Source organism: Gracilibacillus caseinilyticus (genome assembly GCF_022919115.1).
In the GTDB taxonomy this organism is placed as follows: Bacteria; Bacillota; Bacilli; order Bacillales; family Amphibacillaceae; genus Gracilibacillus; species Gracilibacillus caseinilyticus.
Map to the genome: position 1 here is coordinate 3,036,741 of NZ_CP095072.1, position 13,730 is coordinate 3,050,470.

General features: G+C 38.5%; 9 protein-coding genes. 8 read left to right on the forward strand and 1 reads right to left on the reverse strand.

Annotated elements, in window-relative coordinates; genetic code table 11:
- The first annotated feature begins 294 nt into the window (after positions 1–294).
- The 5 genes from MUN88_RS14320 to MUN88_RS14340 all read left to right on the forward strand — a co-directional run bounded on the left by MUN88_RS14320 (position 295) and on the right by MUN88_RS14340 (position 6,070).
- Entirely contained in the window at positions 295–2,037 is a 1,743-nt protein-coding gene (locus tag MUN88_RS14320) for an ABC transporter ATP-binding protein (protein WP_244716198.1), read from the forward strand.
- Complete coding sequence (locus MUN88_RS14325) at positions 2,037–4,073, forward strand: ABC transporter ATP-binding protein (RefSeq protein WP_244716199.1); 2,037 nt, start codon at positions 2,037–2,039, stop codon at positions 4,071–4,073. Before MUN88_RS14320 ends, MUN88_RS14325 begins: the two co-directional genes overlap by 1 nt.
- A 196-nt stretch (positions 4,074–4,269) precedes the next feature.
- On the forward strand, positions 4,270–5,097 hold the full coding sequence (locus MUN88_RS14330; RefSeq protein WP_244716200.1) for an STAS domain-containing protein: 828 nt from the start codon (positions 4,270–4,272) through the stop codon (positions 5,095–5,097).
- A 193-nt stretch (positions 5,098–5,290) separates the two neighbouring features.
- Positions 5,291–5,536: a hypothetical protein gene (locus tag MUN88_RS14335; protein WP_244716201.1), complete on the forward strand. Its 246-nt coding sequence runs from the start codon at positions 5,291–5,293 to the stop codon at positions 5,534–5,536.
- Between the two features lie 81 nt (positions 5,537–5,617).
- Complete coding sequence (locus MUN88_RS14340; RefSeq protein ID WP_244716202.1) at positions 5,618–6,070, forward strand: hypothetical protein; 453 nt, start codon at positions 5,618–5,620, stop codon at positions 6,068–6,070.
- Between the two features lie 203 nt (positions 6,071–6,273).
- Here MUN88_RS14340 and MUN88_RS14345 read toward each other — a convergent pair whose 3' ends face one another.
- The gene (locus MUN88_RS14345; RefSeq protein WP_244716203.1) at positions 6,274–9,522 is read right to left on the reverse strand and encodes an FIMAH domain-containing protein; all 3,249 of its coding nucleotides are present in this window, start codon (positions 9,520–9,522) and stop codon (positions 6,274–6,276) included.
- A gap of 324 nt (positions 9,523–9,846) precedes the next feature.
- Here MUN88_RS14345 and MUN88_RS14350 point away from each other — a divergent pair, with 324 nt between their 5' ends.
- The 3 genes from MUN88_RS14350 (at position 9,847) to MUN88_RS14360 (ending at position 13,092) form a co-directional block, all read left to right on the forward strand.
- A complete protein-coding gene (locus tag MUN88_RS14350) occupies positions 9,847–10,308 on the forward strand; it encodes a MarR family winged helix-turn-helix transcriptional regulator (protein ID WP_244716204.1) in 462 nt (153 codons plus the stop codon).
- 14 nt (positions 10,309–10,322) lie between these two features.
- Entirely contained in the window at positions 10,323–11,138 is an 816-nt protein-coding gene (gene racE, locus MUN88_RS14355) for a glutamate racemase (RefSeq protein WP_244716205.1), read from the forward strand.
- Between the two features lie 814 nt (positions 11,139–11,952).
- Positions 11,953–13,092, forward strand: a complete 1,140-nt coding sequence (locus MUN88_RS14360) for a GerMN domain-containing protein (protein ID WP_244716206.1) — start codon at positions 11,953–11,955, stop codon at positions 13,090–13,092.
- Positions 13,093–13,730: the final 638 nt, after the last annotated feature.

The following is a 13,730-nucleotide window of genomic DNA, read 5'->3' on the forward strand; positions in this document are numbered from 1 at the left end:
AATTAATAGTTCATTTCACAACTATTATCATTAGAAAACTGTATCTATAAAATTCGGAAGATCACGGACTTGTTCGTGATCTTTTTTTGTTGCCTGTCAGAAGTGGATAGATGCAACATTTTAGCGTATACGTCACGAACGTATGCGCTTTTTTTATTTTTTATCAATGCACAAAAAAACGAAGGAGGAAGAATGATGAAATGTTTGATTGGAGCAACTGATAACAAAGATAGGATAGATGGTGGATAGCTAGATCAGAAGGGAACCGTCAGCAGAGAGGAGAGAGGTTAGCGTATGTTTTCAGTATTTTATAAATTATCATGGTTTTTTAAAGAGCAATGGGTTCGTTATTCCATTGCGATTACAGCATTAATCATCGTAAGTTTTATTGATTTATTGCCACCAAAGTTAGTAGGGATGGCCATTGATGCGATTCAGTATAACGAATTGACTGCGGAACGCTTAATGCAGCTTATTGTTATATTCGTCGGATTAATTATCATCAGCTATGGCATTATGTTTTTGTGGGATTACCATTTATTTGGAGGATCCTTATTACTAGAAAGAAAAATGCGCTCGAAATTGATGAGTCATTTTATGAAAATGAGTCCTCGCTTTTTTAGTCATAATCGGACAGGTGACTTAATGGCGCGTGCGACTAACGATTTGAAAGCGATTATGATGACGGCGGGTTTTGGGATACTTACACTGGTCGATTCCACGATTTTCATGTCCTTTATTATTCTCATGATGGGATTTACAATCAGCTGGCAGTTAACACTTGCTGCATTAATACCGATGCCGTTAATGGCCATTATCGTTCACCAATATGGGAAGATCATTCACACTCGTTTTACCGCAGCACAGTCAGCTTTTAGTGAATTGAATAATTATACGTTGGAAGCAATTCGAGGAGTTCGTGTCACCCGTGCATTTGTACAGGAGCAACAAGATTTCGAGCGCTTTTCAGACATGACAGAAACCGTTTTTCAGAAAAATAAGTCTGTAGCCAATATGGAAGCATTTTTTGAACCAACGATCAAAATTTTAGTAGGAATTTCGTACACGATTGGTCTTGGTTACGGTGCGATGATGGTGATCGACAATCGTATTTCATTAGGAGACCTGGTCACGTTTAATGTTTACTTAGGAATGCTGATATGGCCAATGTTTGCAATTGGAGAGTTAATTAACGTGATGCAGAGAGGGAATGCATCGATTGATCGTGTGGATCATGTATTTGCACAACAAGCCGATGTAACTGATCCAGCCAAACCAAAAACGATAGAGATTCCAGAAGTAATTGATTTTCATCAAGTGGATTTTTTTTATCCGGATGTGAATGGCAAGCAATTAGATTCGGTCAATGTAACGATTCAGCGAGGAGAAACGATTGGAATCGTCGGCAAAACAGGTGCAGGAAAAACAACATTATTTAAGCAGCTATTGAGAGAATATGCACCACCACAAGGGGGTCTGACCATCAATCAAATTCCGATAGCAAGCTTTTCACTGGACACAACAAGATCCTGGATCGGATATGTGCCACAAGAGCATGTATTATTCTCCAAAACAGTCAAAGAAAATCTTCTTTTTGGTTGTGGACACAAAACCAATCAGGAAATTGATCGTATCCTGGAATCGGCATGTTTGAAAGCAGATATGGAAGCTTTGCCGGAAGGACTTGAAACATTAGTTGGTGAGAGTGGCGTTACCTTATCTGGAGGGCAGAAACAGCGTGTTTCATTAGCGCGAGCGTTATTAATGGATCCAGAAATTTTGATTTTGGATGATTCTTTGTCTGCGGTAGATGGAAAAACAGAAGCAAATATCATTGCCCATTTAAAACGAGAACGACAAGGGAAAACGACTTTGATAGCTGCCCATCGTTTGTCAGCTGTTAAACACGCTGATCAGATTATTGTATTAGACGAAGGTCACATCGTGGAAAGTGGCCGGCATGATGACCTGATGAAGCAAGGTAGCTGGTATAAAAAACAATTTAACATGCAAAAAATGGAAGGCGGTGAAGAATAATGAATCCTTCAACAGAAAAAAGATTATTACGCTATGCTTTTACGAGTAAAAAGTTCATTATGATCGGTTTAGTCTGTCTTATCATTGCAGTTGGTCTGGAATTATCTGGTCCGCTGATTGCTAAAAGGGTCATCGATCATCATATTGTCGGTGTTCAAGCTAATTGGGTGCAAGTAGATGCTAATGATGATCAGGATACTATTTCCTATCAGGATATGTTTCTAAAAAGAGCCGATCGTGTGAAAAGTGAGGATAATGCTGTGAACGATTTTACCTTGCTGCAATCCGAAAGAAGTTATTATTTAATAGAAGGAAACATTTCTGCAACAAGCACAGTTCAGTCAGCAGAGAATGGATTGATAACGATTAATCAGAAAGAAGCAACAAAAGAAGTCGAAGGACAACGAGTACTTGCAGCTGATCTGGTTACGTTCTTTCAGCCGGAATTTCACCCGATCGTTCTGCTGTTAGTGTTATATATCGGATTAATTCTGATAGCGGCTGTTTTCCAATATTTTAAAACGTATTTGCTGCAAATTTCAGCAAACAAAATTATTCAGCGTATGCGAGATGATGTGTTTATCCAGATCGAAAAATTGCCAATGAAGTACTTTGTTGATCGGCCGGCTGGTAAAATCGTTGCACGAGTGACCAATGATACGGAGGCCATTCGAGAATTATATGTAAAAGTGTTAGAGACTTTTGTTAACGGTTTTGTCTATATGACAGGTATTTTTATTGCGCTGTTTCTATTAAACCCACCATTGGCGAGCATCTGTTTAATTTTGATTCCGCTTCTTTATTTGTGGATGAAATTTTATAAGAACTATGCAGGAAAGTATAATCGCGTAATTCGTTCGACCAACAGCGAAATCAATGCATCGATAAATGAGTCGATCCAAGGGATGCCGGTTATTCAAGCATTTCGCAGAACAAAAGAAACACAAGAAGAATTTGAAGTACTGAATAATCGTCATTTTGTTTATCAGAAGAAAATGATCTTGTTAAGTGCACTTACTTCTTTTAACCTTGTCAATGCTATTCGTGGTATTGCTTTTGTCGGGTTTATCTGGTTTTTCGGTTCTGCATCATTATCAGGAGAAAATATTGTGACAGCTGGAGTCTTATATGCGTTTGTCGATTATCTGACTCGTCTATTTGAACCAATGACACAAATTGTGAATCAATTACCACAGTTAGAGCAGGCAAGAGTAGCAGGTGGCAGAGTATTTGAATTGTTAGATGAAGAAACAGAAGAAGTAGGTTCGGTGGAACAGCAGAATGTCCAGGGAGATATTCGTTTCCGAGATGTAAGCTTTGCCTATGAAAAGAATGATTACGTATTGAATAATCTCAGCTTTCACATTAAGCCAGGGCAGATGGCGGCCTTTGTCGGTCACACAGGCTCGGGAAAAAGTTCGATCATGAATGTATTATTTCGTTTCTATGATCCACAGCATGGTGAAATTGAGATTGATGGCGTGAACACAATGACACGTACCAGACAGCAAGTTCGCCAGTCAATCGGCATTGTATTACAGGATCCGTTTATTTTTACCGGTACGGTTCTATCGAATATTACATTAAATGATCCAGCCATCTCACGAGATAAAGCGATTGCTGCCTTAAAAGCAGTAGGAGCGGATCAATTTATCGAAAAATTACCGAAACAATACGATGAGCCAGTGGGTGAAAATGGAAGTCAGTTCTCTACCGGTCAGCGGCAATTACTGTCATTTGCCAGAGCGCTAGCCTTTGATCCTGCCATTCTGATATTAGATGAGGCTACTGCGAACATTGATACGGAAACTGAAGGAATCATTCAGGAAGCAATGCAGGTATTAGCAAAAGATAGAACGATGCTAGTTATTGCACATCGATTATCAACGATTCAACATGCCGATCAGATTATAGTGTTAGAACGTGGTGAAATTATTGAAACAGGTACACATCACGAATTGTTGATGCAGAAAGGTAACTATTATCAGATGTATCAGATGCAGTTGGGCACCGACCATGAAGTAACAGCAGTATAAGATAAAATCTTTCGGGAATCTTGTATTAAACTAGTTTAACATTCATGCAAAGAGGGTATACAGGTCATGTGTATAAATCGATCGTGTATGATACCCTCTAAATCTCTTATGTAGTAAGGTTAATGGTCGATAATAACTTTCCAATATTGCAAAATATTTATGATAAAGTTTATTGAAGTTGTTCTAGGAGGATATTATGACGCCATTAGAAAAAGAAAATCTAGCAAGCATTTCTCAAAAAATATTGAATGAAAAAGATAAGCTAGTAAACGAACTACCTGTACCTAAACTTAACGGCGTTGATATTACCAAAGATTTAATTCAATGGCGTAAAGAATTACTAGATGTTTATGCAGAATCTATTGTTTCTAACATTCATATACCAATTAACGAATTGGAAGGATGGGGCGTTGAAGTTAGTAACCGTTTATTGGATTTAATGCTGCCACTCGATCTTGTATTAGAAGAAATTAGTAATTATCGTGAGACGATTGGTGAAATTATTCATCAGGAAGCAGTGGAAACGGAATTCACTTTAGATGCTTATCATAAAGCTATTGTTAATTTTAACTATATAGTGGATCAAGCAGTAAAAATAGTGAGCAATCATTATATGCAGGATTATAATGATACAATCGCGAAAGCACGTTATGCAGTGGATGAATTATCCATACCGCTTGTCAAGATAACAGAGCAAATCGGGATAATCCCAATTATCGGTGAAATTGATACCCACAGAGCAGATCAGTTAATGAAAAACGCTTTAAATCAAGGTAATAGCAATGATTTAGATTATATTATTATGGACTTATCAGGGGTCAGTGCAATTGACACAATGGTAGCACAGCAATTATTTAAAGTTATTGAATCATTGGAATTGATCGGTATTCATCCATTGTTAAGTGGTATCAGACCAGATATCGTCCAGACGATGGTGAGTTTAGGGATCAATATGAGACATATTGATACATTTAGTAGCTTACATCGTGCTTTAGCTACGATTCATTCGCTGGACGCAAAATAAACGAAATAATGCAGCCAGTTATTTCATTTAATGAAGTAACTGGTTTTTATTTTACTATAGCTGTTAAAATTTGATGGAATATTTCAGGGTCCTATGAACTCTATCAATAGGTTTTTTAACCATTTTTTAAGGGAATAGTTATATATTCATTATTACCGGAGCAACAATAGAAAGTGAAAGTAGGGGGAGAGAGATGGATTCAGGTAGAAAGTACAAGTATTGGTCTCTAGCTTGTTTGGTGGTCTGTTTATTACTGTGGTTGCCAAATCTGTGTATATCCAAAAGCAGTGCCTTTTGGCTGTTGACTTATATTGTGGGGCCATTAGGGATTTATTTCGCATTGAAGAATAAAAATCTGATTTTAATCACTCTGAATGCGTTGATGAGTGTTAGTTTCTTTCTCTTTTTGGCACTTGATTACTATTTTGCTGGACCATAATCTCATGCCGCTTCCCTTGAATTCATATCATGTTTGTAAGATAATGTTAATTAACAAAGGTTGTATGAAAGGAGTGCTACTTTGCATTATCAATATTCCTCAATGGTCAACTGGCGAAAATTTAGTATCTTCAGTTTACTCGTGGCACTCTTGATTATTTTTATAGGTTCCTATTATTTATTGCAGTCTCCAGATATTGTATCTACTACAAGCGCAATCATTACTGTTCTTTATTTAGCCGTTATTTTATTTTGGCTCTTAAGAGGGTTTTATTATTGGAGAATTCCGAATAAAAACTACATCGTTTTTGATAAGGATCAGCTAACGGTTGATCGAATTTCCTTCTTTCGTACACGTGCCATTCCGCTTGAACAGGTGCAACGCATTGTTGACAAGGAAGAGGTGTTTATCGTTGTAGTGTCCGAAGGAAAAGAAGAAGTCATACATAAAAATTGGCTGTTAGAGGAAGATATCTCAAAATTACAGAGAGATTTGCATGCGTTGTTGGGAGAGAGTTATATTACATCCTATTAGTGGTGGTAAACAAAGCATATAAGAATGCAGAACAAAAGAACCTCGATGTTTGAGGTTCTTTTGTTTTTGTGTTTATAAGAGCTTTAAATATCTTTAAATGAATTAGAATCGGGCGGGTTAAAGCCCGCTCAGTTTTTTTCTTGCTATGTGCTACATAAAAATCGGAAAATCAAGCTTTCATTTAGTACAAACGCGTTTCAAATTTATTTCTTCTCCAATTCATTTAAATAGGACGATGCATAATGCGTTAATATACTATTGGCAAAGGATGAAATATTGTCTTGTTTTGTCCCGCGATCTACCTGCTTGACGAATTTGTTAAGGAATTTAATCGCTTGTTTAGTCGAACCTTTATCAAGATGATGTTTCGCTTGCTTAAGGCTATTTTCTAATTCGGCAGATGCAGATCCTTTCATATCAGCTGATTGTTTAAATTGACTGATACGATTTTTTAATACAGTATCATGTCCAGGTGTGACCGATACACGATTGGAAGCTTCAGATTCCCCTGCGGCATTTTCGCCTTTAATAAAATACGTATAGTGCACACCAGGTTCCGCACTGCGATCGTAGAATGTATTGACTTTTGCATAGCCAAGGTTTACCACTTCTTTACCATTTTTTCGATAAATATTGTACTTGCTGGCACCACCGTTAGCAGTCCAAGCCAGGCCGACAAAATCAGTTCCGGTTTTAGAAATTCTTAATTCACTTGCTGCTTGCGGTAAAGGCATCTCAATCAAAAGGGGTTCTGAAAAGTCCGATTCACCTAATTCATTGATGGCCTTTATTTTGTAGCTGTAGCCTGTTTGACTAACACTGATCGAATCATCAAAGAAGCTGTTCGTATCTGTCTGAGCTAGCATACTGTAGTTACTATCTTCGTTCGCTTTTCTATAAATATCATACTGTTCAGCATCCTGGACTGCATTCCATGATAGTTCAAAAGAGGATGTCGTAGCATTCTCAGCTTTTATACTTGTTGGCTTCGCAGGAAATTCAATAGCTTCTTTCGTTTCGGTAGTCAGCACTTCTGACTTTTCGGATTCACCGCCAACTCCTATTGCAGAAACCTGATAGGAATAAGAGGTGGAAGGCTCCAGAGATTTATCGGTATATACTGGAAAATTTGAATACCCAATCATCTCGACATTACTAGAAGAATTCGAAGATCTGTATATTTTATAGCTCTTGGCACCTTCTACTTCATGCCATTCTAACACAGCGGTAATAGATTTGACTTCTTTGATGCTAAGGTCTGCTGGTTTATTTGGAGCAGCTGTATTGGCATCAAAATACAAGATCTCTTCCGGTTCCGAAAGGACTGATTCACCCGCTGCATTAATAGAAGATACTTTATATTGATACGTTACCCCCAATTCTACAGTATTATCTGCATAGCTTGTTGAATCTGAACTGGCAATGGCACGATAAGCAGGGTCCATGGAAGAAGACCTGTAGATTAAATATTTATCAGCTTCCGTTTGGTTGGACCAATTCAACTGGACTTGTTTATTTTCTACCTCGGCCGCTAGTTCCATTGGTTTTTCTTTTGGAGGTGTCTCATCTGTTACTGTCGGTTTTACCAGCACAAAATAATTCATTCGTTTACTATTGTTGTTAGGACCGAGTACAGCATGTTCCCCAGAGGCGTAATGTTTTTTATACAATTCATAGGTGACCGGCTGATCGTCTTTTATCGATAAGCCTGTTTCTTCATAAGAGGATAACCAGTCTGGTTTGTCACTTATTCTGCTGTCATGAGCGACATATACATCAGCCTCTGCAGCTAGATAAAAGGAAACTAAATCTTCACTAGATGCACTTCTAGAGTTAACTGCAGAGCGAATCCATTCGACACCTAATAATTCTTGAGGAATGGTTGTAAATCGGTAGCTATCACGATCTCCTGCCACAAGGTTCCCCGTTTGTAAATTTTCTTCGATTGACCAATTAAGCGCATTGGAATCACCGTTACTACTATTATCATTTATGACTACATTTCTTAGTATGTCTCCATCTAGTACAGGCAATGGTTCAGGATCTGTTTCAGGTTCTGTATCTATTTCAGGTGGCTCAAACGGTTTTTCATTCCAAACTGGAGGTTCCGTTGGATAATTTTTTGGGAAAGTTGAACTGGCTAGCTCATTCAGATAATCTTCTAGATTCGTATATCCGTTTCCGTTAATATCCTGATTTCGATCTGCTGGATCCTCATAATTAAGGTTATGTTTCATTTCCCATTTATCTGGCATGCCATCCTGATCGGTATCATCGTTACTAGTCTTTGAACCTAACTCAGGGTAGCCGCCAACATCATTTTCATGTCCAATAATAGCACCTGTTTGATTTCTAACGTCATAGATCACTTGTTGATCCGTAAGATCCCTTTCTAGTGAGGAGCCCGCATAATCTAATACATGCTGATAGGCATCATCAGGATTCTCAGTATTGGTTAACGGATAAGCGAAACGGTTTTCAACTATAACGCTCGGGCGGTCTTCTTCCATCATATCCGTTCCAGTATTTGATCCATCCAATTTCCCATTTTTATTACTATCAATCTTGTTGTTATGCAGGAACAAGCTATAATTTTCATTTCCGCGAACGATGGCATATTCAGGATTTGCCGAATTTACCCCAGCTACAAAATAATTACCAACGACATTGCCGTAGCCTTTGGTCGCTGATTCGCCGCCAGCTACATAGGGGTATCCACCCCAATTATATACAACGTTATTTACAAAATCGATTTGACCTTTTGTTTTTGGATTCCGGTCGTTATTATGGGCATAAAGGTTATGGTGCATGGTTATGGTATTCATTTCAATCAGGCCGCCCATTGAATGAGTTAACAGGCCTTCTGAGATAATCGACCATTGAACGGTAATATTTTTAGATTCAGGTTTTTCATAATTCTTACTTAAGATGGACAAGTTCTCGTCGGTACCCCATGAAAAGGAGGAATGATCAATGATGACATTTTGACTATCTTCAAAGTACAACGCGTCATCTTGGAAATCATTTTTACCCAGTCGGAACCGCATGTAGCGAATCACGATGTCATGACTATCAATAAAACGAATATTATTTCCTTTAATGGTTACTCCAGCTCCAGGTGCTGTCTGACCAGCTATCGTAATGTTAGCTTTATTCCTAACAATGATTTGCGGAATCGTAATGTTGCCGGAAATATCAAAAACAATTGTTCTTGGTGTATCATCAGCGGTTGTTAAGGCGTCATGAAAAGTTCCTGGTCCTGTTAAATCATAACTTGTAACATGATACACCTCGCCACCACGTCCACCTTTTGCATATTGACCAAAACCTTCCGCACCCGGAAAGGCGAGTTGGTCTGTTTCTTCAGTTGATGCTTGAGTGACAGGGGAGATGGCGTAAAAAGCACAAAAACAAACAAGTGCATAAAGTGTAATGGCAAACAGTCGTTTCATCTGATCCCTCCAATAAATTTTTTAACTGTTAATATATGCGTGATCCTCCTTTCTTCCGTATTACAATACAGTCTATCAGTTTTGTAAACGCTAACAATGTACAATTTTTACAATTGATATACAAAAACGCTATACACCGATTTAGTGTGTTTGTAAGGCTCTCCTGGATGAAAGTTTCACTTTATTGAAATGCTTCATACAATATAAGAACTGTTAATTATACTAAATTCTTTTGTTAACTAAAAAAAGCAACAATATAACAAATTTGCTTAAAAAGTGTTATAGTATAATTATGTATTTATAGGTGTGAAGGAGCGTTAAAACTTGGCAAAAACGAAAGAGCAAGAAAGTATTGCAGATATTGAAAAAGAATTACGATATATCTCAGGTATTATCAAACAAAAAGGTCGTGAAATTTTAAATAATTATCCGATCACTACACCACAATTTATCGCTTTGCAATTTTTGTTAGAGCACGGTGATTTAACACTTGGAGAGCTGTCCAAGAAAATAAACCTCGCTTTCAGTACGACAACCGATCTCGTAGACCGTATGGAAAAGAATGATATCGTGGAGCGCGTGCGAGATACAAAAGATCGGAGAGTTGTCCGAATCCATCTGTTGGAAAAAGGAAGAGAAATTATTCATGAAGTAATTGAAAAACGACAGAAGTATTTGGGTGAGGTTCTATCGAATGTTAAAGAGGAGGACATGGAACAGTTATCAACACTTTTACATCTCCTTCACCGTGAGATGCGACAACAAACAAAAAATGCAAAATTGTAAAGAGGCGATGAGAAGTGAAACAACCAATTGGTGTAATTGATTCAGGTGTTGGCGGACTAACAGTTGCGAGTGAATTAATCCGGCAGTTGCCGAAGGAATCCATTATATACTTAGGTGATACCAAGCGATGCCCTTATGGTCCACGCCCTAAAGAAGAAGTAATACAGTACACGTGGGAAATGGTTAACTTCCTGATGACCAAAGATATCAAAATGCTTGTTATTGCATGTAATACAGCAACGGCATTTGTCTTAGAACAATTGAAAGAAGCTTTATCGTTTCCTGTTGTGGGTGTTATTCAGCCTGGTGCCCGAGCGGCGATTACGAGTTCAAGAACAGGCGAAATAGGTGTAATTGGTACAGAGGGGACGATTAACAGCCGTGCTTATGTGGATGCGCTAAAGCAAATCAATTCACAGATTACGGTGCGGGATTTAGCTTGTCCAGCATTTGTACCTTTAGTAGAGAAAGGTATCGTTAAAGGATCTGAAGCTTATCAAGTTGTCCGTGAATCCTTGGGTCAAATGAAAGTATATAATGATATGGATACGCTGATCCTTGGCTGTACCCATTATCCGATGATTAAAGACCTTATTCAGGAAGTGATTGGCTCAACTGTGACAGTCATTTCATCTGGAGAAGAGACAGCCCGGGAGGTTAGTACGATTCTTGGCTATCAAAAGAAACTGTATCAAGGACAACTAGAACCACAAAATCATTTCTATACGACAGGGGATGTGGAAGTATTCCAGGCAATTGCATCGCGCTGGTTTGACCAAAGAGTAGACGCAGTTAGCAAAATCGATTTACATTCCGTCAAAAGCTTATGAAAACATAAGGGGGAGGACCTCTTATGTTTTTTTGTCATGTGATAGCATAAAAGTACAATCATTGAAGTAATTATGCTGAACATAAAGCTGGATTCTTATAATACGGATTATATCAACTAACTGGTTAGTGTATATTTTGAAATGATTCATGTGCTAGGAGATCGCTCCGGCCAACCACGTCCTGCGGGGCACGGCTGAAGCTAACTTTGTGAAGAAAGGCACTTCACAAAGTGGATCTTCAGCACCTGCCTGTCCCGCGGAAGTCTACGTGGTTGGCCTGCCCTAGCATAGGGGCTCAATAACTTTTGTAAGAGCTAGCATATGGACAGCATGCATATATAACAGCAATTGAATGAATAACATATGCCTAGAATAACTGCTTTTAGATGTTTCATAAATTGTGGAACTTCCTTAAGCGTAGGAAATATGCGGAGACTCCCGTGGGATAAGCACGAGCTGAAGATCCACTTAGGAAAGAAAAGAATTTTCTTTCCTAAGTTAGCTGAAGCCGTGCCCACAGGACGCGGAGCATATTTTCGGAGCTTTGCTTAGCAGATAAAATATATCAAAATTACTATTTTGCAATACAGCCTTAGTTAACATAATCCGTATTAAAGGAAGTGGTATTTGCGATCGCTAAAAAAAAGCCGTTTCAAAATCGAATAACGTCTGTGAGATAGTTGATTTGCTTCTGTAAAAGAGTACCTTGGATGCTCATTCTGTTGAATTATACAGGAAAGATTTTTTTGTTTGGTCTATTTTAATTAAAAGCTCGTATACATAATAGTACAAACCATCGTAGGAGGTATCGGTTATGAAAATCGATGTGACTAAAAAAATCTTAGGGGTTGCATTACTGAGTATGTTTTTCTTTTTAGCTGGATGTGGTGTTTTTGAAGGAGAGCAAACAATGGAAGAAATAGATGCTCCTCCAGAAGACGCAGAAATGACAGATGATCTGGAAAATGTACCTGACGAAGAAACAGACGAAGCAGAAGAAAATCCAGCTGAAGAAGGTGAAGGAGAAACAGAAGAAGGCGATACAGAAGGAGAAGAATCAACTGATGCTGGACAGACGGTGACGCGAGTATTGTACTTAATGGATCAAAGTGGACTAGTTGTGCCTCAGGAAGTTGATTTACCGGCACCACAATCAAAAGAAGTAGCAAAACAAGTGTTAGAATATCTTGTGAAGGATGGTCCTGTTTCTTCCATGTTACCAAATGGTTTTGAAGCAGTATTGCCAGCAGGAACAGAGATAATCGACTTGAACTTAGAATCAGACGGTACTATTGTAGTCAATGTGTCAGAGGACTTTAAAACATACCAGGCTGAAGATGAGCAAAAAATTCTTGAGTCGATGACATATACGTTAACACAATTCGAGAATGTGAAGCGCGTCAAGCTATGGATCAATGGAGAGGAACAATCAGAAATGCCGGTGAATGGCACGCCGATTTCAGAAGGCTATTCACGAGCTAACGGTATTAATGTGTTGCAGGCAAAAGGTATTGACTTGATGGAAAGTAAAGCTACTACGCTTTACTTTCCAATGCAAGGTGACAATGAAGTTTACTATGTACCAATTACGCAGCATGTTACTGTTGACAAAGACAATCAATACCAAACAGTAGTACAAGCTTTACTAAATGGACCTGCATATGAATTAAATATGCAGCCATATATCAATACTGGATCACAACTAGCAGCAGAGCCAGTGATGGAAGATGGCGTATTATCCTTAACATTCAATGAAAACATTCTATCCAATAGCGAGAAAAGCGTGATTGCGGATGAAGTCATGAAATCGATTGTATTAACTTTAACCGAGCAGGAAGGTGTTGATGCGGTTGATGTATCTATCGAAAACCATGAAGAAGTAATGGGGGAAAATGGACAACCATATACAGAGCCTGTCTCACGTGATATGGTGACTCCTACAGAAAGTATCTAATGAAAAACATCTCATGCTTCGGTATGAGATGTTTTTTCCTGTTTACATCAGGAAAGTATAATTTTTTCAATGAAGAAGCTCGAAGCAGTGAAAAATTGGAGTGTAACAAGTATAAGAATAAAGCCGAATCACAGAAATCTGTTTAAGATTGAGAAAAAAAGTGTATGTTCTTATAATATGGATTGTGTAAAGTATAACTGTATTGTAATATGGTAATTTTGACATGTTTTATCTGCTTAGCAAAGCTCCGGAAATATGCTCCGCGTCCTGTGTGGCACGGCTACGCATGCGGAGACTGCGCATATTTCCTACGCTTAATAAAGTGCTACAAAACGTATGGAAAAGCTAAAAGCATTGGTTCTAAGCATTATGTTATTCATTCAAATGCTGATATTTATGGATGCACCCAATATGCTAACTCTTACAAAAGTTGTAGAGTTCTTATCTTAGCGTAGGCCAACAACGTAGACTCCCGCGGGACGTGCAGGTGCTGAAGATCCACAAAGTCTGCACCTGTGTCATCTAGTATCTGCTTCGAAGTAAGCTTCCTCGGTGCAAGGCAGCAAAGAAGTAATTCGTGTAGTAGCCTAGCTTCAGCCGTCCCCCGCAGGACGCTAAGTGGGTTGGCCGGAGCGGTA